Here is a 20,528-nt window from a genome sequence, read left to right on the forward strand (position 1 = left end):
ATCGCATCGCCGCCGCTGGAGGGGACATGGCCGAGTTCACCATGGAGCTGAACGACGAACAGAAGGAAGTCCGGGACTGGCTCCATGGCTTCGCCGCCGACGTGATCCGCCCCGCGGCCGCCGAGTGGGACGAGCGCGAGGAGACTCCCTGGCCGGTCATCCAGGAGGCCGCGAAGGTCGGCATCTACTCCCTCGACTTCTATGCGCAGCAGTACTTCGACCCCACCGGCCTCGGCATCCCGATGGCCATGGAGGAGCTGTTCTGGGGCGACGCGGGCATCGCCCTGTCCATTGTGGGCACCGGACTCGCCGCCGTGGGCGTTCTCGCCAACGGAACCGAGGAACAGATCGGAACCTGGATCCCGCAGATGTACGGCGACGTCCATGACGTCAAGGTGGCCGCGTTCTGCTCCTCCGAGCCCGACGCCGGCTCCGACGTCGCCTCCATGCGCACGCGTGCCGTGTACGACGAGGCCAAGGACGAGTGGGTGATCAACGGCACGAAGACCTGGGCGACCAACGGCGGCATCGCCAACGTCCACGTCGTCGTCGCCAGCGTCGACCCGGAGCTGGGCTCGAAGGGGCACGCCTCCTTCATCGTCCCGCCGGGGACGCCGGGCCTGGCCCAGGGCCAGAAGTTCAAGAAGCACGGCATCCGCGCCTCGCACACCGCCGAGGTCGTCCTCGACAACGTCCGCGTCCCCGGGTCCTGCCTCCTCGGCGGCAAGGAGAAGCTGGACGAGCGGCTGGCCCGGGCGCGGGAGAAGGCCGCGAAGGGCGGCGTGGGGGTCCCCCCGGCCGGAGGCTGGGGAAGCGTCAAGAACGCGGCGATGGCCACGTTCGAGGCGTCCCGCCCGGCGGTCGGCGCCATGGCGGTCGGCACCGCCCGGGCCGCGTACGAGGTCGCCCTCGACTACGCCATGACCCGCGAGCAGTTCGGCCGGCCGATCATCGACAACCAGGGCGTGGCCTTCCAGCTGGCGGACATGCGGACGCAGGTCGACGCCGCCCGCCTGCTGGTCTGGCGTGCGTCCTGGATGGCGGTCAACGGCAGGCCGTTCACCGCCGCCGAGGGCTCCATGTCCAAGCTGTTCGCCAGCGAGACGGCGAAGAAGGTCACCGCCCAGGCCATCCAGATCCTCGGCGGCAACGGCTACACCAGGGAGTACCCGGTGGAGCGCATGCACCGGGACAGCGCGATCTACACGATCTTCGAGGGCACGAGCGAGATCCAGCGGCTGGTGATCGCCCGCGCCCTCTCGGGCATGCCCATCCGCTAACGATGCCTGAGCGGCGTCAGCTGCTCGATGTCGTACTTGGCCCGCAGCGCCTCGATCGCCTCCTGGTCCGGCGGGCCCCCGTTCCCCAGGATCTCCAGCAACTCCTCGAAGTAGCGCTCGTGATCCGGGGGCGGAGCGGCCTGGAAGAACATCTTCACCGGGGTGTCCGTCGGATTGGCGAACGCGTGCGGGCACCCCGGTGGTACGACGATCACCGTGCCCGGCGTCGCCCGCACCACCCGGCTGCCCGAACTGGACTCCCATCTCTGCCAGTTGTCGGAAGTGCGGATGCGCGGCTCGAAGGCGAGGACGTCCAGTTCGCCCTCCAGGACGTAGAACAACTCCTCGCTGCGCGTGTGCACATGGGCGCCCACGTCGAAGCCCGGCGGGACCTCCACCTCGAAGGTGGAGGCCATCCGCGAGTGCATGCCGGTGACCTTGAACGTCACCCGCTGGGCCGGTGTGTCGACGACGCGGCCGTGACCCGGCGGTACGTACAGTCCCTCGGTCTCCGTCATCGGTCACTCACCAGGTCACCGGAAGGGCCTCGGGGCCCCGGATCAGCGCACCCTTCTTGAAGGGCACCTTCTCCGGTGCCACGGCCAGCCGCAGGCCCGGAATCCGGTCCAGCAGGGCGTCCACCATGAGTTCCTCCTCCAGCCGGGCCAGCATGTTGCCGGGGCAGAAGTGCGGGCCGAAGCCGAACGAGACGTGCGGGTTCGGGCTGCGGGAGAAGTCGATGGTCTCCGGGTCGGGGAAGACCTCCGGGTCGCGGTTGGCGGCCAGGTAGGAGTTGTACACCGCGTCGCCCGCGCGGATCCGCACCCCCCGGATCTCCACGTCCTCCAAGGCGATCCGGGACAGGCCGACCGCGTTGCGGTGCGGGATCCAGCGCAGGAGCTCGTCGATCGCCCTGGGGCGGATCTCCGGTTCCGCGCGCAGCCGCTCCACCAGGTCGGGGCGGGTCAGCAGCAGATAGAACATCTGCCCGCTGTTGTTGGTGACCGCCTCGCCGCCGATCTGGAGGAGACCGGCCAGTCCGACGGCCTCCTCCAGGGTGACCTCGCCCCGGCCCACCGCGGCGCCGAGCAGCGAGGTGACGTCCTCGGCCGTGCTGTTCTCGCGCAGCCCGATCAGGTCGGAGAAGTAGGCGGCCATCTCACGTTTGGCCTTCTCGCTGATCTCCTTGCCGTTGGAGGAGGACAGGATGAGCTGGGTCCAGGTGTGCATGGTGTGCCGGTCGGCGGCCGGGACGCCCATCAGCTCGCAGATCACCGCGATCGGGAACGGGCTGAGGATCGCCGCGGTGAGATCGGCGGGCGGGCCGTCCTGGAGGAGTTCGTCGACCAGCTCCTCCAGCATGGCGCGCGCCTTCTCCCGCACCCGCTCCACGCCCTTGGCGGTGAACGCGGCCGCCACCGAGCGGCGCAGCCGGGTGTGGTCGGGCGGGTCGAGGAAGCCGACCGCGCCGGGGTCCGGGATGAAGTGCGGGGCCAGCCGGGTGACCGGCTTCTTCATGACCTCCTCGCGGCTGAAGCGGGGGTCGTTGGTCACCATGCGCACGTCGTCCATCCGGGTGACCAGCCAGGCCCAGCCCTCGCCGTTGGGCAGTTGGATGCGGGTGACCGGTCCTTCGCGCATGAGTTCTCTCAGCACCGGGTCGAAGTCCGTCCCGGTCAGGTCGAGCGCCGGCCAGTGCCGGATCGGGGGCAGGGTCTCGGTGAGCGTCTCTTCGGTCATGCCGTACTCGAACCGTCTCTCGGTGTTCAGCTGTGCCAGCGGCCCAGCGCCATTTCCGCGGTGATGCCGGGGCCGAACCCGGCGAGGAGTCCGCGCGCCCGGTGCTGGGCGCCGCCCTCGTCGAACAGCCGGCGCAGCGCGTCCAGCACGACGCCGGAGGCGATGTTGCCGTACTCGGTGAGGGTGGCCCGGCTGAACCGGAAGGCGTGCGGGTCGACCTGGAGGAACTTGCTGAGGTCGTCGAGGATGCGCGGCCCGCCGGCGTGGACGATGTAGAAGTCCAGGTCGGACGCGTCCCAGCCGTGCATGCCCGCGAGGTCCTGCAGCGCCGGGGCCAGCGGCTCCATGGTGGCCGGCACCCGCTTGTCGAGCAGGAAGTGGAACCCCGTCGCCCGGACGTCGTACATGATCCACTCCTCGGTCTTCGGGATCAGGTACGAGCCGTTGCGTTCCAGCTCGACGCCGGTGCCGCCCTTGCCGCGGACCACGGCGGCGGCTATGCCGTCACCGAACAGGCCGTTGGAGAGCAGCGAGCCCACGCCCAGGTCGGTGGGCTGGTAGCACAGCGAGCAGAACTCGCAGGCCACGATGAGTGCGTTGGCGTCGGGGTAGGCCGTGCAGAAGTCGTGCGCGCGGTTGATCGCCGCGCCGCCGGCCGCGCAGCCCAACTGGGCGATGGGAAGCTGTCGGGTGGTCGGGTCGAAGTCCATCTCGTTGATCAGCCACGCCGTGAGCGAGGGCATCATGAAGCCCGTGCACGAGACGTAGACGATCACGTCGATGTCGCTGGTGAGGAGTTCCGCGTCGTCGAGCGCCCGCTGGATCACCGCGGGGACCCGGGACTTGGCCTCGGCCTCGTAGAGCTTGTTGCGCTCCTCGAAGCCGGGGTGCTTCAGGGTCTCCTCGATGGGCTGCACGATGTGCCGTGTCCTGACGCCCGTGTTCTCTATCAGCCGCAGCGCGAGCGGCAGTTGGGGGTGGTCCTCGTGGCGGGAGCGCGCCAGCTCCAGCGTCTCCTCCATTGTGATCACGTGTTCGGGAACCGACACCGAGGGTCTGCACAAAGTCGCCATGAGCCGTGCCTGCTTTCGCCTTCCGGAGGGCTTGCGCCCCGCCGGTCAGAGGGTCGTTCACCTCAGGAGGTGGTTCACCCACGATCACTCGACCCGGCGACGATCTCGCGCCGGACTACTCCAGACCGGGGACACCGGCGTCAGGGCCGGGTAGGAATCCGCGTGTCCACGGGAGGGAGAACACCATGACCGCAACGGCCAGGGATCTGCTGGAGACGACCACCAGGGCACTCGCCCCCGACCCGGTCGCCAACCCCTTCGTCCCCCGGGTGGAACGCGGTGAGGCACCTCCTGGGGCCCTCGCCCGTCTGGCCCTGGAACAGCAGTGGGTGATCCCCGCCGACCGCCGCTCCTTCGAACACCTGGCCGGGCACGCCGACCCCGCCTCGGCGGCCTACTTCACCACGCTCGCGACCGGCGAGGAGCTGGCGGCAGCCCATCTGGAGGGCTTCGCCCGGGCCTGCGGGGTGACCGAGGAGCGCGCCCGCACCTACGTCCCCCTGGCGGGTTGCCAGGCCTACCCCGCCTACGTCTCCTGGCTGGCCCTCAACGCCTCCCCGGCCGACGTCGTCGTCGCCCTCACCGCGAACTTCTCCGCCTGGGGCGACTACTGCGCCCGCATCGCGCGGGGCCTGCGCACGCACTACGGCTTCGGGGACGCCGCCTGCGCCTTCTTCGACTTCTTCGCCCAACCGGCCCCGGACCTGGACGAACAGGCGACGGCAGCGGTACAGGCGGCCCTGGACACGGGCGCCTTGACCGCGGACCGCGCACACACCTACGGGAGCCTGCTTCAGATGTACGAGGGGATGTTCTGGCTGACGGTGGGGCAGGCGACCTGACCTAGGGGGCCCCGCTGCTGTGTGCGATGCAGGCCACATCGATGCGATCCGCGAGCTTGGCCAGCTCAATGGTCAAAGCAGCGACCGTATCCTCGTCCAGCCCCTGTTCCCCGGCCTCGACAAGCCGCAGCCATCGCCCGCCCACGGTCCGCAGCAACTTACTCACGTCGGCCGCAGCCACCTGCAAGGTACCGCAGTCGTCGACGATCAGAGGCAGGGTCACTTCGCGGTTCACAAAAGGGGATGGTAGCCGCGCACCGCTCACGCACCCTGCCAAACCGTGGTGATGTTGCAGAACTCCCGGATTCCGTGCCCGGACAGCTCACGCCCGTATCCGGACCGCTTGACCCCGCCGAACGGGAACGCCGGATGGGAGGCGGTCATGCCGTTGACGTACACGGATCCGGCCTCCAGGTCGCGGGCGAACCGCTCGATCTCGCCCTCCTCGCGCGTCCAGACGTTCGAACTGAGCCCGAACAGCGAGTCGTTGGCGATCAGGATCGCCTCGTCCAGGTCGCCGGCCCGGTACAGCGTGGCCACCGGCCCGAACGCCTCCTCCCGGTGGATGCGCATCTCGCGGGTGACGCCGGCGAGCACGGTGGGCGGGTAGAACCAGCCCGGACCGTCGGGGCGCTCGCCGCCGCACAGCACCTCGGCCCCGGTGCGCCTGGCGTCGTCGACGAGTTCCTCCAGATCGGCCCGGCCGCGCTCGCTGGCGAGCGGCCCGATGTCCGTCTCCTCCTCCAGGGGGTCGCCGGTCCTGAGCGCCTTCATACCCGCGACGAACTTCCCGGCGAAGGCGTCGTAGACGTCGGTGTGCACGATGAACCGCTTGGCGGCGATGCACGACTGCCCGGTGTTCTGCGCCCGCGCGGTGACCGCGATCGCGGCCGCCCGGTCCAGGTCGGCGGAGGGCATCACGATGTACGGGTCGCTGCCGCCCAGCTCCAGCACCGTCTTCTTGATCATCTCGCCGGCGGTGGAGGCGACCGCCCGGCCCGCCGGCTCGCTGCCGGTCAGGGTGGCCGCCTTGATCCGTTCGTCGCGCAGGATGTCGTCCACCGCCGCCGAGCCGATCAGCAGCGTCTGGAAGCAGCCCTCCGTGAAGCCCGCCCGGTGGAAGAGGTCCTCCAGGTACAGGGCCGTCTGGGGGACGTTGGAGGCGTGCTTGAGCAGGCCCACGTTGCCGGCCATCAGCGCGGGCGCGGCGAACCGGATCACCTGCCACAGCGGGAAGTTCCACGGCATCACCGCGAGCACGGGCCCCAGCGGCCGGTACCGCACCCGGACCCGGGACGCGCCGGAGTCCTTCACGTCCGGCTCGGCGGGCTCCTCGTCGGCCAGCAGCCCCTCGGCGCGTTCGGCGTACCAGCGCATCGCCTTGGCGCACTTCGCGACCTCCGCGCGGGCCTGCTTGATCGGCTTGCCCATTTCCGTGGTCATCATCCTGGCGGCCTCCTGCTGATCCTCGTCCAGCAGGGCGGCGGCCTTGTTCAGCAAGCGGGCGCGGTCGGCGAACGTGGTCGTCCGGTAGGTGCGGAACGTGGCCTCGGCGAGCTGGAGCCGGCGTTCCAGCTCCTCCTCGCCCATGGGCTCGTACGTCTTGAGCGTCTCGCCGTTCGCCGGGTTCACCGTCGCGATGGGCATGGCTGACCTCCCTGGGAGCGGGCTTGTTTAGACCTTCGCGCGCGGTACGGCCGTGCGCAACGCGTGCTACCCCCTTCAGCCCGAGTGCTCCGCCAGCCGGTCGAGAAACTCGGTCTGCGCCGCGATGATCAGCGCACGGGCCCGGTCCAGGCCGAGCCACTCCACGCGGTCCAGCTCCGGGAACTCCCGCATACGGCCGGACCGCGGCGGCCACTCCATGGAGAAGGTGCCGGGGCTGAATCCGCTCAGGTCAGGGTCCGCCTCGACGGCCCACGCCGTGACGATCTTGCCGTTCTTCTGCGCCACCTCACCCAGCGGTACGGCCTTCCCGTCGGGCGGCGCCAGCCCCAGTTCCTCCTGGAACTCGCGCCGGGCGGCCTCCCAGGCGGGCTCTTCGGGGTCGTACTCGCCCTTGGGGACGGTCCACGCCCCGGCGTCCTTCTTCGCCCAGAGCGGACCTCCCATATGGCCGAGCAATACCTCCAGGCCCTCATCGGTGTGCCGGAACAACAGCAGTCCCGCGCTGCGCTTCGTCGCACGCACCGTCATGGCCTGACCTCCGGGTGGGCCGCCAGCAGGGCCTCCACGGTATCGGCATCCCCGGGGTGTTTGTCCTCGCGGTAGCGGACCACGCGGGCGAAGCGCAGGGTGACGCCGGCCTGGTAGCGGGTGGAGCGCTGGAGGCCGTCGTAGGCGATCTCCACGACGAGTTCGGGGCGGACCCGGACCACCCAGCCGTCGTCCTCCACGGCCAGCTCCTGCAGCCGCTCGGTCTGCCAGGCGAGCATCGCGTCGGTCATGCCCTTGAAGGTCTTGCCGAGCATGGCGAAGCCGCCGTCCGGGGTGCGGGCGCCGAGGTGGAGGTTGGAGAGCCTGCCCGTACGGCGGCCGTGACCCCACTCGGCGGCCAGCACGACCAGGTCGAGGGTGTGGACGGGCTTGACCTTCAGCCACGCGGCGCCGCGCCGGCCCGCGCTGTACGGCGCGTCCAGCGCCTTGACCACCACGCCCTCGTGGCCACGGGCCAGGGTCTCGGCGAGGAACCGTTCCGCCTCCGCGATGTCCCCCGGTCCGGAGGCGACCTTCCGGCGCACCCGCATCGGCTCCGGCACCAGCCGCGCCAGCCGCGCGTGCCGCTCGGCGAAGGGCAGGTCCAGCAGATCGGTGCCGTCGACCGACAGGACGTCGAAGAAGACGGGGGAGACCGGGGTCTCCCCGGCGGCCTTCGCGACGTCCGTACGGGAGCCGACCCGGCCCGAGGTCTCCTGGAAGGACCGGGGCCGGCCGGCCGCGTCGAAGGAGATCACCTCGCCGTCCAGGATGAACCGCTCGCCCCGCAACTGACGTGCCGCGGCGGTCACTTCGGGCAGCCGTCCGGTGATGTCGTCCAGGGTGCGGGTGTGCACCCGGACGGTGTCGCCGTCCCGGTGGACCTGCACCCGGATGCCGTCCAGCTTCTCCTCCACCGCGCAGGCGCCCAGCTTCTCCACCGCCTCGGCGACCGAGGACGCGCTGTGCGCCAGCATCGGCAGCACCGGGCGGCCCACGGTGAGCCGGAACCTCTCGAGCGCCCCGGGTCCCTCGCCGAGCAGGGCCTGGGCGACCGTCTGCAGCGACCCGGCGAGCATCACCGCCCGGCGTACGGCGGCCGGGTCGGCGCCGGTCGCCCGGGCGAGCCCCTCCACCGCGACCGCGTCCAGCGCGCCCTGCCGTACCTCGCCGGTGAGCAGAGCGCGCAGAAAGAGCTGTTCCTCCCCGGTGGCCGAGCCCATCAGCTCGCCCACCAGCCGGACCCGCTCCGCCTGCGAGCCCGGCCCGGACACTTTGCCCAGGTCGCCGAGCAGGGCGTCGACCTCCCGGACCGTGAGCGTGGGCTCGTCGGCCGGGGGTACCGGGCGGCTCAGCACCTTCCAGCCGACGCCCAGCCGGCCCTGCGGCAGCCGCCCGGCCAGGTACGGGATGACGATCGGCACGTCGTCCGCCTCCGCCTCCCGGAACAGCTCCGCGAGCAGCGCCGTCTTGCGGGACCGGGCCGCCGTTGCGGCGACCTCCCGGGACACCTGGGCCAGCCGGGTCAGCAGCATGGCATCAGAGTGCACCCGGGGCCCCGGGCCTACACCCGGACGGCAGCGTCGAGATCGGCGAACAGCAGGTCCCCGTTGATCGCCGCACCCGCCCGGTAGCCGCGGCTGGCCGCGTTGATCACCTGCTCGGCGAAGCCGCCGGCGTTGCCCGCCGCCCACAGCCCGGGCACGGTCGTCAGGCCCCGCTCGTCGACCACCGGGTAGGCGCCGAACGGGGTCTGCTGCAGCTCGGCTCCCAGCTTCAGCAACAGCTCGTTGTTCGGTACGGCGCGCGGGGCGGCGTACAGCACGGCGCGGTCGTGGACCGTGCCTCTCCCGGAGGGGGTACCCCCGGCGAGCCGGACCCCGGTGAGCCGGTCGTCGGCGACGACGAGTTCCGCGACCTTCCCGGGCACGACCGTGACCCCGGCGGCGGACAGCCGGCGCAGGTCGGCGTCCGTCAGTTCCGACTCGCTCACCTCGTGCAGGAAGAACCGCACGTCCTTCGACCACTGGGTGACCATGAGTGCCTGGTGCACGCTCAGCGCGGAGGTCGCGAGCACCCCGGTCGGCAGGTCGCGGGCCTCCCAGCCGTGGCAGTACGGGCAGTGGATCACATCCCGGCCGAACCGCTCGGCCAGGCCGGGGACATCCGGGAGCTCGTCCTTCAGGCCCGTGGCGATCACCAGCTGCCGGGCCTGGACGGTCCCTCCGCCCGCGAGTACCACGGTGAACTCCTCGTCCTCGTCCTTGTCCGCGTCCACGACCCGGTCCCGGACCAGCTCCACTCCGTACCGGGCGATCTCCTCGCGCCCGACGGCCAGGAACTCGGCCGGGGACATGCCGTCGCGGGACAGATAGCCCTGCATGTGCGCGGACGGCGCGTTGCGCGGCTCGCCCGCGTCGACGACCAGGGTGCGGCGCCGGGCGCGGCCGAGGACCAGCGCGGCGGAGAGCCCGGCGGCTCCGCCCCCCACGACCACTACTTCGTACCTGCCGTTCTCGGTGTTCTGGGTCATGACGCGACGGTCGCCCGAGGCCTGCGGGATTGACAAACATATTTGCCGTTCCTGCAATAGAGGGCATGAGCACGGACGACGTACTGGCCGAAGTGGGCCCCCGGCTGCGCCGCATCCGCAAGGACCGGGAGGTGACCCTTGCGGCGCTGTCCGAGGCCACCGGCATCTCCGTCAGCACGCTCTCCCGGCTGGAGTCCGGTCTGCGCAAGCCCAGCCTGGAACTGCTGCTGCCGATCGCCCAGGCCCATCAGGTGCCGCTGGACGAGCTGGTCGGGGCGCCGCCGGTGGGGGACCCCCGGGTGCGGTCCGAGCCGATCGTGCGGCACGGGCGCACCCACTGGCCGCTGACCCGCCAGCCCGGCGGCCTGCAGGCCTTCAAGGTGCTGGAACCGAAGCGCGAGCTCGAACCGGAGCCGCGCACCCACGAGGGCTACGAGTGGCTGTATGTGCTGTCCGGACGACTGCGGCTGGTCCTCGGCGAGCACGACGTGGTGCTGACGGCGGGGGAGGCCGCCGAGTTCGACACCCGCGTGCCGCACTGGTTCGGTTCGACGGGGGAGGGGCCGGTGGAGTTCCTCAGCCTGTTCGGGCCGCAGGGGGAGCGGATGCACGTGCGGGCGCGTCCGACGTCCCGGAAGTGACCGACACGACGCGCACCGGGGTGCGGCCGACTGTTCCCTGATCGGCAAGCGACCGCTTAGTATGCGATCGGACCCGGTCAGACGAAGCAGTCCCGTGGAGGCCCCGCATGCAGGCATGGCAAGTGCACGAGAACGGCGAGCCGAGCGAGGTGATGCGCCTGGCGGAGGTGGAGCGGCCCGTGCCCGGAGAGGGCCAGGTGCTGCTGCGCGTGCGCGCCGCCAACATCAACTTCCCGGACGCGCTGCTGTGCCGGGGCCAGTACCAGGTGCGCCCGCCGCTGCCGTTCACGCCCGGTGTGGAGATCTGCGGCGAGACCGAGGACGGCCGCCGGGTGATCGCCAACCCCGCGCTGCCGTACGGCGGTTTCGCCGAGTACGCCCTCGCCGACGCCCGCACCCTGCTGCCGGCGCCCGAGGCGCTGGACGACGCCGAGGCCGCCGCCCTGCACATCGGCTACCAGACCGGCTGGTTCGGCCTGCACCGCCGGGCCCACCTGGAGGCGGGGGAGACCCTGCTCGTGCACGCCGCCGCCGGCGGTGTCGGCAGCGCCGCCGTCCAGCTCGGCAAGGCGGCCGGGGCCAAGGTGATCGGTGTCGTCGGCGGCGCGGACAAGGCCGCCGTGGCCCGCGAGCTGGGCTGTGACGTGGTGGTCGACCGCCGCTCCGAGGACGTGATCACGGCCGTGAAGGAGGCCACCGGCGGCCGGGGCGCGGACGTGATCTACGACCCCGTGGGCGGCGAGGCCTACGCCCAGTCCGCCAAGCTCGTCGCCTTCGAGGGCCGGATCGTCGTGGTCGGCTTCGCGAGCGGCACCATCCCCAGCCCGGCCCTCAACCACGCGCTGGTGAAGAACTACGCGATCCTCGGCCTGCACTGGGGCCTGTACGCGACCAAGAACCCCAAGCTCATCCTGCGCTGCCACGAGGAACTGACCGAACTGGCCGCCCGGGGCGCGATCAGGCCGCTGGTCAGCGAGCGGGTGCCGCTGGGCGAGGCCGCCGCGGCCGTGCAGAAGGTGGCGGACGGCCGGTCCACCGGCCGGATCGCCGTGGTGATGGAGGAATCAGCATGACCGAAGCCGAAGAACTGCGCCGCCGCACACGGGAGTTGCTGGCCGCGCATCCCCCCGCGGACACCGACCGCCTCGAGTTCCTGCGCGCCCGCTTCGACGCCGGCCTCGCCTGGGTGCACTACCCCGAGGGCCTCGGCGGACTGGGCGCACCCCGCCACCTCCAGGCCGTCGTGGACGCCGAGCTGGAGGCCGCCGGCGCCCCCGACAACGACGCGCGCCGCAACGGCATCGGGCTCGGCATGGCCGCGCCGACCATCCTGAAGTACGGCACGGAGGAGCAGAAGCAGCGCTATCTGCGGCCGCTGTGGACGGGGGAGGAGGTCTGGTGCCAGCTGTTCAGCGAGCCCGGCGCCGGATCCGACCTGGCCGCGCTCGGCACCCGGGCCGTGCGGGAAGGCGACACCTGGGTCGTCAACGGCCAGAAGGTGTGGACGTCCGGCGCGCACAACGCCCGCTGGGCCATCCTCATCGCCCGCACGGACCCCAGCGTGCCCAAGCACGCCGGCATCACCTACTTCCTCTGCGACATGACCGACCCCGGTGTCGAGGTCCGGCCATTGCGCCAGATCACCGGCGAGGCGGAGTTCAACGAGGTCTTCCTCACCGACGTCCGCCTCCCCGACTCCTGCCGCCTCGGCGAGGTCGGTAACGGCTGGCGGGTCGCCCAGACCACGCTCAACAACGAACGCGTGGCCATCGGCGGCATGCGGCTGCCCCGCGAGGGCGGCATGATCGGCCCGGTCGCCAAGACCTGGCGCGAACGTCCCGGGCTGCGCACCCACGAACTGCACCAGCGCCTGCTGAAGCTGTGGGTCGAGGCCGAGGTCTCGCGCCTCACCGCCGAACGCCTGCGCCAGCAGCTCGTCGCCGGCCAGCCCGGCTACGAGGGCTCCGGCATGAAGCTCGCCTTCGCCCGCCTCAACCAGGAGATCAGCGGCCTGGAGGTCGAACTCCGGGGCGACGAGGGCCTGTTGTACGACGACTGGACCATGCGCCGCCCCGAGCTGGTCGACTTCACCGGCCGTGACGCCGGCTACCGCTATCTGCGCTCCAAGGGCAACAGCATCGAGGGCGGGACCAGCGAGGTCCTGCTGAACATCGTCGCCGAGCGGATCCTCGGCCTGCCCGCCGAGCCGCGCACCGACAAGGACGTCGCATGGAAGGACCTGGCCCGATGACAAAAGCGCCGGACCTGCTGTACTCGGAGGAGGAAGAGGCGCTGCGCGCCGCCGTCCGCGACCTCCTGACGGACCACTGCGCACCGGCGCACGTCATCGCCCGCGTCGAGTCGGACACCCCGCACGACCTCGCCCTGTGGAAGTCCCTCGCCGAGGGCATGGGCCTGGCCGGGCTCCTGGTGCCCGAGGAGCAGGGCGGCCAGGGCGCCTCCGCCCGCGAAGTCGCCGTCGTCCTGGAGGAGTTGGGGCGGGCGGTCGCACCGGTGCCGTATCTCACCAGCGCGGTGGTGGCCACCGAGGCCCTGCTGGCGTGCGGTGACGAGGAACTACTGGAGCAACTGGCCTCGGGGCGCACCATCGGCGCCCTCGCGGTCGGCCTGCACGCGGCTCCGGGCGCCGCGTTCAAGGCCGTACGACTCGACAACGGCGTCCTGCACGGGGAGCTGACCGGGGTTGCCGACGCGACCGTGGCCGACGTCCTGCTCGTCCCGGCCGACGACGGCGGCCTGTACGCCGTGACCGCGGACGCCGCGACCGTCACCCCGCAGACCGCCCTCGACCTGACCCGGCCGCTGGCGACGGTACGGCTGGACGGCGCTCCCGGCCGCCGCGTCGGCGAGGCCGAACCCGCCGTACGACGTGCCCTGCGCGCCGCCGCCGGACTGCTCGCCTCCGAGCAACTCGGTATCGCCGACTGGACGTTGACCGAGACGGTTGGCTATCTGAAGGAGCGCAAGCAGTTCAACCGGCCGGTCGGCGGATTCCAGGCGCTCAAGCACCGGCTCGCCCAGCTGTGGCTGGAGGTCGTCAACCTGCGGGCGGCCGCCCGGGCCGCGGCCGACGCGCTGGCCTCCGGCGAGGACGCGGACGTCTCGGTCGCCGTCGCCCAGGCGTACGCGGCGCCGGTCGCCGTCCACGCCACGGAGGAGGCCCTGCAGCTGCACGGCGGCATCGGGATGACCTGGGAACACCCGATCCACCTGTATCTGAAGCGGGCCAAGGCGGACTCGATCGCCTACGGCACGGCCGGCGCCCACCGGGAGGCTCTGGCCGAACTGGTCGACCTCCAGGCACCCTGACGCGACCCGTGTGAAGCCCGCCCCGCCTGGGGCGGGCTTTTCCGTGTGCGTTGCTCCGCAGAAGTGAACAACGCGCCAACTCCCCGCCAGACAAGGCCTCTTCGGTGGTGAGGCCACGCATACTCCCTTCGGTCCCATCCGGCACCTCAAGGGAGGCAGAGCATGGCCCTCACCACCCGTCGCAGAGCCCTCACCACCCTCGGCGCGGCCCTCGCCGGCGCGGTCGCGCTGCCCGCGTCGCAGGCCAGGGCGGGCACCGCACGGCGCGGTCCGCATCCGCTGTGGAACGCGCACGCCCACAACGACTACGAGCACCCCCGGCCGCTGTTCGACGCGCTCGACCACCGCTTCAACAGCGTCGAGGCCGACATCTTCCTCGTCGGCGACCAGCTCCTCATCGGGCACGACAGCTCCGAGCTGGACCCGTCCCGCACCCTGGAATCCCTCTACCTCGACCCGCTCGCCGCCCGGGTCCGGGCCGACCACGGCTCGGTGTACCGAGGTTGGCACAGGCCGCTGCAGCTCCTGATCGACATCAAGACCGAGGGCTCCTCGACGTACCTCGAACTCGACCGCCATCTGCGCCGCTACCCGCACCTGTTCACCCGGTACGCCCACGGCCGCGTGCACCCCGGACCGGTCACCGCCGTCATCTCCGGCGACCGCGCCGCCCGCATCCCCATGGAGGCACAGGAAGAGCGGCGCGCCTTCTACGACGGCCGGCTCACCGACCTCGGCACCGCCGCCCCCGCCACCTTCATCTCGCTGATCAGCGACAACTGGACACAGAACTTCACCTGGTCGGGCGAGGGTGCGTTCCCCGACGCCGAGCGACAGAAGCTGCGCAGCATCACCGCCGCCGCGCACGCGCGCGGGCAGCAGGTGCGGTTCTGGGCCACCCCGGACGCCGCGGGCCCGGCCCGCGACGCCCTGTGGACGGAACTGCTCGCCGCCGGTGTCGACTACCTGAACACCGACGACCTGGCCGGCCTGGAGAACTTCCTCGACACCCACCCCACCGCGTAACACCACACGTTTGGGGGACACGTCAGCCGCCCGGACGAACCCTCCGCTACGCCACACTTGCGGCCGGAACGCCACTCAAGGGGCGTGGCGGAGGAGGTTCCTGGTGGTCATTCCCGTCTCTGCGGTCCTGCTGCTCCTGATCCTGGCCGTGATCTTCATTCGCAACTGCTCGCTGAAGATCTCCCACGCCGTGGTCTGCTTGCTGCTCGGCTTCTTCCTGGCCGGCACGAGCATGGCGCCCACCATCCACAGCGGGCTCATGACGACCGCCGACCTGGTGAGCAGCCTGCGGCCCTGAGATCAGCCGGCGGAGAACACCCCGATGCCGTTCGCGACAGGGCGCTCGGCACCACCGCTCGGATGGTTGCGGACCGTCACGGCGCTCGCCCCGTCGTCGCGGGTGACCAGCTCCGTCGAGCCGCCGCCGTCGAGGTTGAACGCGTCGGACGCGCCCAGCGAGCGCATGGCGTCGGCCTCCTCCGCGACCGTCATACCGGTCCGGTACTCGGTGGCCCCGTCCAGCGCCAGGATCAGCAGCTGCTGTCCGTCGCCCCTGAAGCCCACGACCGTGCGCACCGCCGAGGCGGAGTCGTCCAGGCCGGACAGCGCCTCGCCGTCCCTGAGGACCGGGAAGCCGCCGATCGCGAAGGCGTACGGCACCCCGGACGAGGCCGCCACCAGGGAGTGCGTCACGGTCACCGCGTCCCCGACGGACAGCTTGCGCAGCCGCTGCGCACCCTCCTCCCGGCCCACCAGGACGGTGGTGCCCGCCGGAATCGAGCCACTGCCCGGGGTGTCGGAGGCGGACACCACCCGGCCGCCCTCCACCCTCACCTCGTAGGTGTCGGTACTGCACGGCGCCGACCGCTGGGTGTCGGTGCCGCAGACGGCACGCATCCGGGACGCGCTGCCCCACAGTGCGGTGAAGGCGCCGACGGAGTTCTCCGGGAGCGCGTACTGGTTGAGTCCCCGCAACTGGTAGGAACCCTCCGGCGTGTTCACGTTGCCGACGAGGGAGAGGCGGTCCAGCCGGGCCCGTCGGTCGGTGCCCACGCCGAAGACGTCCTGGGTGCTCGTGCCCGGCGGCAGCGCGGGGCCGAACCGCTGGCCCTGCGGCACCGCCGCCTTGAGCACCTGCCCGTCCGCGATCGCCGGTCCGACGCTCGCGCCGGTGGCCTCCACGCCCGGATGCTGGGTCTCGGTGATGTTGAAGAAGTCACCGTTGACACCCGCGACCGCCCCGGCCGAGTCCGCCATCCGGGAGACGGTGGCACGGGCCGCCACCGCGCCCGGGTACAGCATGTCCACGCGGACGTGCGGATTGGCCAGGTCGACCGTGAGCAGATGGGCGTGTGCCGGGCCCGCGGCCGCGTCGACGTCGAACTGCCGGTAGGTGACACCCGGCGCGATACGTCTGTCGGCCGGTACGGCGCCGGCCGGTGCCGCCCCCGTCAGGGCCGCACCGGCCAGCACACCCAACGCCGTGACAACCGTGAGAACCGCTCTGCCTGCTGCCGAACGCCTGCGACGTCTGATCACCGTGCCCCCTGATGCCTCGTCAGCTGTCCCTGCCGTACGTGCTGTCGTAACGGGTTCCAAGGGGCAGTGGAGCAGAGGGCGGCGACGGTCGGGCCGACTAGGCGTCGACTACGCGAGAACGAGTGAGAAAACGCACCCCCTCGGGTGCCTCCAGCGAGAAGCCGCTGCCCCGTCCGGGGACCACGTCCACGATCAGCCGGGTGTGGCTCCAGGTCTGGTACTGGCCCCGGGACATCCAGAAGGTGACGGGCTCGGCCACGCCGTCCACCGCGAGCTCCGCCAACAGCACGTCCGAGTCGCCGGTGCGGAACTCGCCGTCCGGGTAGCACATGGGCGCGCTGCCGTCGCAGCAGCCGCCCGACTGGTGGAACATCAGCGGGCCGTGGTCGGCGTGCAGCCGCCGCACCAGGTCCGCGGCCTCGGGGGTGAGTTCGACGCGCGGGGTTTCCTCATCCATGGGGTCACCGTCCTGAAGAGCCGGGGGCGCGGGGCGTCGGACCCGGCCCAGTCTCACGGATCGTCACCGCCCCGTCCAGAAGGCCTCGCAGTGCCGCGGCCGGCGTTCAGAGATGGCTGAGCACGTTCACCACCCGGCCGCCAGGATCCCGCACGAAGAACCGCCGTACTCCCCACTCCTCGTCCGTGAGGGGATGCACGATCTCCGCGCCGCGGTCCAGCATCGCCGCGTAGACCGCGTCCACGTCATCGACCCCGATGCTCAGCTCCGGGACGACCGGCGCTCTGCGGCAGCGCGGTCGACCGGACGTCGGGCACGACACGGCGTACCTGCATCTCGCGGCTCCGAAGGGTGGTGGGCTGCGGTGGACGGCGACCAGAGCAGTGGGCCGTGACCCTGAGAGGATGGGCTCATGTGCGCCTTCTTCGACCGGTCCGAGCCGCGCCTCGTGCTCGAGGGCGAACATCCGCTGTGGGACGAGGCGCTGGCGGCCGTCAACCGGGACCTGGCGGCGACCCTGCCCGATCAGCGTCCCCTGCGTCTGATCGCATACCCGGAGTGCGAGGACCTGGACGAGGTCTACGTGGCGCTGTCCAACGGCGAGGCGCACGGCAGCTCCCTGACACCCGTGCGGTCCGCCGTCGAAGCCCTGATGGCCGTCGCCGACGCCGCCCAGGACACGGTGACGGAGCGTCTGTGGCGGGCGTGGCCGGTCTGCACCGTCCATGACCTCGGCATGCACCCGCGGGACGTCGACGGCCGGCCGTCCTGGTGGTGCGCCGGTGGCGCGCGTCGGGGCGACCCGGCTCACATCCGTGCCGCGATAGGGGAGTTGGACGCGGTTCAGCGCACCCCCCGCCCCAACCGCAAGCGCCGCAAGTCCCGCTGATGTGCCCCGTGCGGGGCCGCCGTACCCGGCCTGCGATCATCCTCGGATGCGAGACATCGACGAGCTGGTACGGGTGGCCGATCCGGCCTGGCCGGAACTCCAGCAGGTGTTCGCCACGAGCGCCGTACCGCTACGGGTCCTGCCCGCCGACCCCGACGAGGGCCGCCGCTGTCTGCTGCAGCTCCAGGTCACCGCGCGCTCGGTGCTGGGGGCGCTGACCCTGCACTGCGGCGGGCTCGTCCTGGACGACGGATGGGTACGGGTGTACGGCGCGGGGTCGGCCGCGAGCGGGCTGCCGAGCCTCGGCGCGGTCAACGCCTTCCCCGCGCAGCCCGACCCCGGCTGGTACCCGGCGGACGGGCTCGTGGTCGGCCACGACGTGCTCGGCGGGGTGTTCTGCCTCAACGGCCACGACCCGGCCCGTGCCGGCCGCCCCGGCGCGCCCGGACAGATGACGTACTTCGCGCCCGACACCCTGGAGTGGGAGGCGCTGGACATGGGCCACTCCGCCTGGGTGTGGTGGCTGCTGTCCGGCCGGCTGGAGACGTTCTACGACGGTCTGCGCTGGCCGGGCTGGCGTGGGGAGGCGGCGGCCCTCGACCTCGGGCAGGGCGTCACCGTCTTCCCGTTCCTGTGGACCGAGGAGGCGCACCGGGATCTCGCCGCGACCCGTCGGCGGGCGGTGGCGATGCGGGAGGTCCTCGGAGTCGCCGCCGACTCCGCGCGGCGGCTCGGTCCGGCCGACCCCGGCTTCCTCGGCGAGGTGTGAGCCCGCGGGCCGTGTCTCACCCGGTGACGTGGATCCGGCGCATCAGCAGCGCGTACACCGCCGAGGACACGATCAGACCCGCCGGCAGGGCCAGGTCGACACCGCCCAGGGCGGCGGCCACGGGTCCGGTGTAGGCGGTGTCGACGCACACCGCGGAGGCGGCCACGCCCGCCCCGAGGGCCAGCGCCCCGGCCCGGTTGAACCCGCCCGTGTACCAGAAGGGACCGTTGCGGGACTCGTCGCCGAGGGCGAGGCCGTCGTAGCGGTTGCGGCGCAGCAGGATGTCGGTGGCGTAGACGGCCGTGCTCGGGCCGAGCAGGACCACGGTCAGTTGCAGCACGTTGCCGACGGTGTCGAGGAAGTCCGAGACGAGCAGCGCGTACAGGGTCAGGGCGACGGAGACGGTGCCGTCGACGAGGACGCTGCGGGAACGCCGGATGCGGAGGCCGACGGCCTGGAGGGCGAGACCGGCGCTGTAGGCGGTCAGCGCGTTGAGCGCGACGGTGCCGAGGACCAGCGCGAGCAGGAACAGCGGGCGGAACCAGCCGGGCAGCAGCCGCTGCAGCGAGGACTCCGGGTCGTTCATGTCGACGGCGGTCGCGGCGAACGCGCCGATGCCGCAGACCAGGACGCTGGACAGGAAGCCGCCGAACGCCGTCCAGCCGGCCACCGCCCTGGCGGACGCGGTGCTCGGCAGATAGCGGGAGAAGTCCGCGCTGGTGGTGTACGACAGCGGCCCCGAGGCGATGAGGGCGACACCGGCCAGCAGGGTCGCCCACAGGGCGGTGCCGGTCAGCGGCCGGTCCGGGACGTAGCCGAAGTCGGTGTGCCGCACCACCACGAAGCCGGCCACGCCGAAGACGGCGGTCAGGGCGAGGGTGATCGGCACATAGAGCCGGATGATCGCGGCGTGCCCCCAGACGCTGATGGCGAGGGTGATCGCCGCGATCAGCACCACGACGACGGCCTTCACCGCGGCGTTCACGGGCAGACCGGTCCGGGCGACCAGCGAGAAGGCCGCGGTCGCCGCGGCGGCCAGGTTCAGCGCGAAGTAGCAGACGGAGATCATCCAGCCGGTGACCGCGTTGTTGACCCGATTGCCGAGGACGCCGTACATGGCCCGGGTGATGACCTCGCTGGGTGCACCCGCCGCCGGTCCGGGGATCGCGAGCAGGCCGGTGAGCAGCCAGAACAGGTTGCCGACGACGATCACCGCCAGCGCCTGCCACAGGCTCAGGCCCATCAGCACCAGCGCGCCGCCGACGACCAGGCTGAGGTAGTTCACGTTGGCGGCGGCCCACACCGAGAACAGCTCGCGGGGACGCCCGCGCCGCTCGGAGTCGGGGATGTGGTCGATGCCGTGCGCCTCGATGCCGCCGGTCCGCTCGGGAGCCCCGGACATGTCGGTGTTCTTCCCGTCCGAGGCCGTGTGGTGCGTGTGTGCGTCGGGGATCGGGTCGGGGAGCGTGGACGCCATGAGGCCCTCCGGGAGCGGTGGGATCGGCGCGGGCGCTTATTGGGCGCCCGACCAGTTGCTTATTGGTCGGACACTCAATAGCATCCCTCGTATGTCGTCAAGCATTCAGCGCAAACGGATTCGCAAGGACCCGGCCGCCCGGCGGGCGGAGATCGTCGACGCGGCCGCCGCCATCGCCCTCAGCGAGGGCCTGGAATGCATCACCCTGCGCCGCATCGGCGAGGAACTCGCGGTGCGCCCGGGACTGATCAGCCACTACTTCCCCTCGGCCGAGGACCTCGTCGCCGAGGCGTTCGGCAGCGCCGCGACCGCCGAACTCGACCGTCTGCTCCCCGCCGAGCGCCCCGCGGGCAGCCCCACCGGGCACCTCGCCCGCTTCCTCGCCCGCACCTCCGGAGAGGCGTACGACGCCGTCAGCCGGCTGTGGATCAACGCCCGCCATCTCAGCCGCTACCGGCCGGTCCTGCGCGACCGGGTCGCCGAGCAGGAGGCCGCCTGGCGCGGCCGGCTCGAAGCCCTGATCCGGGACGGGGCCGCCGCCGGCGAGTTCCGCACGGACGACCCGCTCGCGGCGACGATCCACATCCTCGTCGTCCTCGACGGCCTCGGCGCCCACGCCAACACCGTGACCCCCCAGCGGCCGGCGGCGGTGCTGCGCATGCCCATGACGACCGCGGAACGGGAACTGGGGCTGCCGGCCGGTGCCCTGGACCACACCGCCTGACCCGTCCCTTCG

21 protein-coding genes and 2 pseudogenes are annotated in these 20,528 nt (G+C 71.8%); 11 read left to right on the forward strand and 12 right to left on the reverse strand.

Features of this window, described 5'->3' with window-relative positions:
• Nucleotides 1-26: 26 nt before the first annotated feature.
• A complete protein-coding gene (locus tag ACWGJ5_RS26755) occupies nt 27-1,280 on the forward strand; it encodes an acyl-CoA dehydrogenase family protein (protein ID WP_453312211.1) in 1,254 nt (417 codons plus the stop codon).
• Here ACWGJ5_RS26755 and ACWGJ5_RS26760 read toward each other — a convergent pair.
• The 3 genes and pseudogenes from ACWGJ5_RS26760 to ACWGJ5_RS26770 form a co-directional block, all read right to left on the reverse strand.
• Nucleotides 1,277-1,798: a cupin domain-containing protein gene (locus ACWGJ5_RS26760; RefSeq protein WP_453312212.1), complete on the reverse strand. Its 522-nt coding sequence runs from the start codon at nt 1,796-1,798 to the stop codon at nt 1,277-1,279. The two genes, ACWGJ5_RS26755 and ACWGJ5_RS26760, sit on opposite strands and share 4 nt — an antisense overlap.
• A gap of 7 nt (nt 1,799-1,805) precedes the next feature.
• Nucleotides 1,806-3,020, reverse strand: a complete 1,215-nt coding sequence (locus ACWGJ5_RS26765; protein ID WP_453312213.1) for a cytochrome P450 — start codon at nt 3,018-3,020, stop codon at nt 1,806-1,808.
• A gap of 26 nt (nt 3,021-3,046) precedes the next feature.
• Nucleotides 3,047-4,102: pseudogene (locus ACWGJ5_RS26770) on the reverse strand (type III polyketide synthase); the annotation flags it as partial.
• A gap of 176 nt (nt 4,103-4,278) precedes the next feature.
• On the opposite strand from ACWGJ5_RS26770, the gene ACWGJ5_RS26775 reads away from it, so the two are divergent.
• Nucleotides 4,279-4,935 carry a thiaminase II/PqqC family protein gene (locus ACWGJ5_RS26775; RefSeq protein ID WP_453312214.1) on the forward strand — a complete coding sequence of 219 codons (657 nt, stop codon included), beginning with the start codon at nt 4,279-4,281 and terminating at the stop codon, nt 4,933-4,935.
• 1 nt (nt 4,936) lies between these two features.
• Here the strand turns inward: ACWGJ5_RS26775 and ACWGJ5_RS26780 are convergent, their stop codons facing one another.
• The 5 genes from ACWGJ5_RS26780 to ACWGJ5_RS26800 all read right to left on the reverse strand — a co-directional run bounded on the left by ACWGJ5_RS26780 (nt 4,937) and on the right by ACWGJ5_RS26800 (nt 9,664).
• Entirely contained in the window at nt 4,937-5,170 is a 234-nt protein-coding gene (locus tag ACWGJ5_RS26780; RefSeq protein WP_351607780.1) for a DUF6213 family protein, read from the reverse strand.
• A 26-nt stretch (nt 5,171-5,196) separates the two neighbouring features.
• Nucleotides 5,197-6,582, reverse strand: a complete 1,386-nt coding sequence (locus ACWGJ5_RS26785) for an NADP-dependent succinic semialdehyde dehydrogenase (RefSeq protein ID WP_453312215.1) — start codon at nt 6,580-6,582, stop codon at nt 5,197-5,199.
• Nucleotides 6,583-6,657: 75 nt separating this feature from the next.
• Nucleotides 6,658-7,131 (reverse strand): NUDIX domain-containing protein, encoded by a 474-nt coding sequence (locus ACWGJ5_RS26790; RefSeq protein WP_453312216.1) that lies wholly within the window; start codon nt 7,129-7,131, stop codon nt 6,658-6,660.
• Nucleotides 7,128-8,666 (reverse strand): ATP-dependent DNA ligase, encoded by a 1,539-nt coding sequence (locus ACWGJ5_RS26795; protein ID WP_453312217.1) that lies wholly within the window; start codon nt 8,664-8,666, stop codon nt 7,128-7,130. Before ACWGJ5_RS26795 ends, ACWGJ5_RS26790 begins: the two co-directional genes overlap by 4 nt.
• Nucleotides 8,667-8,695: 29 nt before the next feature.
• Nucleotides 8,696-9,664 (reverse strand): NAD(P)/FAD-dependent oxidoreductase, encoded by a 969-nt coding sequence (locus ACWGJ5_RS26800; RefSeq protein WP_453312218.1) that lies wholly within the window; start codon nt 9,662-9,664, stop codon nt 8,696-8,698.
• A gap of 65 nt (nt 9,665-9,729) precedes the next feature.
• Between ACWGJ5_RS26800 and ACWGJ5_RS26805 the strand changes: the two genes are divergently transcribed.
• The 6 genes from ACWGJ5_RS26805 to ACWGJ5_RS26830 all read left to right on the forward strand — a co-directional run bounded on the left by ACWGJ5_RS26805 (nt 9,730) and on the right by ACWGJ5_RS26830 (nt 14,959).
• Complete coding sequence (locus ACWGJ5_RS26805) at nt 9,730-10,305, forward strand: helix-turn-helix domain-containing protein (protein ID WP_453312219.1); 576 nt, start codon at nt 9,730-9,732, stop codon at nt 10,303-10,305.
• Nucleotides 10,306-10,412: 107 nt separating this feature from the next.
• Complete coding sequence (locus ACWGJ5_RS26810; RefSeq protein ID WP_453312220.1) at nt 10,413-11,378, forward strand: NADPH:quinone oxidoreductase family protein; 966 nt, start codon at nt 10,413-10,415, stop codon at nt 11,376-11,378.
• On the forward strand, nt 11,375-12,556 hold the full coding sequence (locus tag ACWGJ5_RS26815) for an acyl-CoA dehydrogenase family protein (protein WP_453312221.1): 1,182 nt from the start codon (nt 11,375-11,377) through the stop codon (nt 12,554-12,556). Before ACWGJ5_RS26810 ends, ACWGJ5_RS26815 begins: the two co-directional genes overlap by 4 nt.
• Nucleotides 12,553-13,635: an acyl-CoA dehydrogenase family protein gene (locus ACWGJ5_RS26820; RefSeq protein ID WP_453312222.1), complete on the forward strand. Its 1,083-nt coding sequence runs from the start codon at nt 12,553-12,555 to the stop codon at nt 13,633-13,635. The genes ACWGJ5_RS26815 and ACWGJ5_RS26820 overlap by 4 nt, the downstream gene beginning before the upstream one ends.
• A 162-nt stretch (nt 13,636-13,797) precedes the next feature.
• Entirely contained in the window at nt 13,798-14,661 is an 864-nt protein-coding gene (locus ACWGJ5_RS26825) for a phosphatidylinositol-specific phospholipase C/glycerophosphodiester phosphodiesterase family protein (protein ID WP_453312223.1), read from the forward strand.
• A gap of 103 nt (nt 14,662-14,764) precedes the next feature.
• The gene (locus ACWGJ5_RS26830; RefSeq protein WP_228617178.1) at nt 14,765-14,959 is read left to right on the forward strand and encodes a hypothetical protein; all 195 of its coding nucleotides are present in this window, start codon (nt 14,765-14,767) and stop codon (nt 14,957-14,959) included.
• A 2-nt stretch (nt 14,960-14,961) separates the two neighbouring features.
• Here ACWGJ5_RS26830 and ACWGJ5_RS26835 read toward each other — a convergent pair whose 3' ends face one another.
• From ACWGJ5_RS26835 to ACWGJ5_RS26845, 3 genes and pseudogenes are all read right to left on the reverse strand, one after another.
• On the reverse strand, nt 14,962-16,134 hold the full coding sequence (locus ACWGJ5_RS26835; protein WP_453312246.1) for a phosphodiester glycosidase family protein: 1,173 nt from the start codon (nt 16,132-16,134) through the stop codon (nt 14,962-14,964).
• Between the two features lie 163 nt (nt 16,135-16,297).
• Complete coding sequence (locus tag ACWGJ5_RS26840) at nt 16,298-16,657, reverse strand: DUF779 domain-containing protein (RefSeq protein WP_453312224.1); 360 nt, start codon at nt 16,655-16,657, stop codon at nt 16,298-16,300.
• Nucleotides 16,658-16,763: 106 nt separating this feature from the next.
• A pseudogene (locus ACWGJ5_RS26845) lies at nt 16,764-16,946 on the reverse strand (VOC family protein); the annotation flags it as partial.
• Between the two features lie 123 nt (nt 16,947-17,069).
• On the opposite strand from ACWGJ5_RS26845, the gene ACWGJ5_RS26850 reads away from it, so the two are divergent.
• Complete coding sequence (locus tag ACWGJ5_RS26850) at nt 17,070-17,546, forward strand: hypothetical protein (RefSeq protein ID WP_453312225.1); 477 nt, start codon at nt 17,070-17,072, stop codon at nt 17,544-17,546.
• Between the two features lie 46 nt (nt 17,547-17,592).
• Complete coding sequence (locus tag ACWGJ5_RS26855; RefSeq protein ID WP_453312226.1) at nt 17,593-18,315, forward strand: DUF2625 family protein; 723 nt, start codon at nt 17,593-17,595, stop codon at nt 18,313-18,315.
• A gap of 16 nt (nt 18,316-18,331) precedes the next feature.
• Here the strand turns inward: ACWGJ5_RS26855 and ACWGJ5_RS26860 are convergent, their stop codons facing one another.
• Nucleotides 18,332-19,792: a purine-cytosine permease family protein gene (locus ACWGJ5_RS26860; RefSeq protein WP_453312227.1), complete on the reverse strand. Its 1,461-nt coding sequence runs from the start codon at nt 19,790-19,792 to the stop codon at nt 18,332-18,334.
• Nucleotides 19,793-19,883: 91 nt separating this feature from the next.
• Here ACWGJ5_RS26860 and ACWGJ5_RS26865 point away from each other — a divergent pair, with 91 nt between their 5' ends.
• Entirely contained in the window at nt 19,884-20,516 is a 633-nt protein-coding gene (locus ACWGJ5_RS26865) for a TetR/AcrR family transcriptional regulator (RefSeq protein ID WP_453312228.1), read from the forward strand.
• The last annotated feature ends 12 nt before the right edge of the window (nt 20,517-20,528 follow it).

It is taken from the genome of Streptomyces sp. NPDC054783, assembly GCF_053611725.1.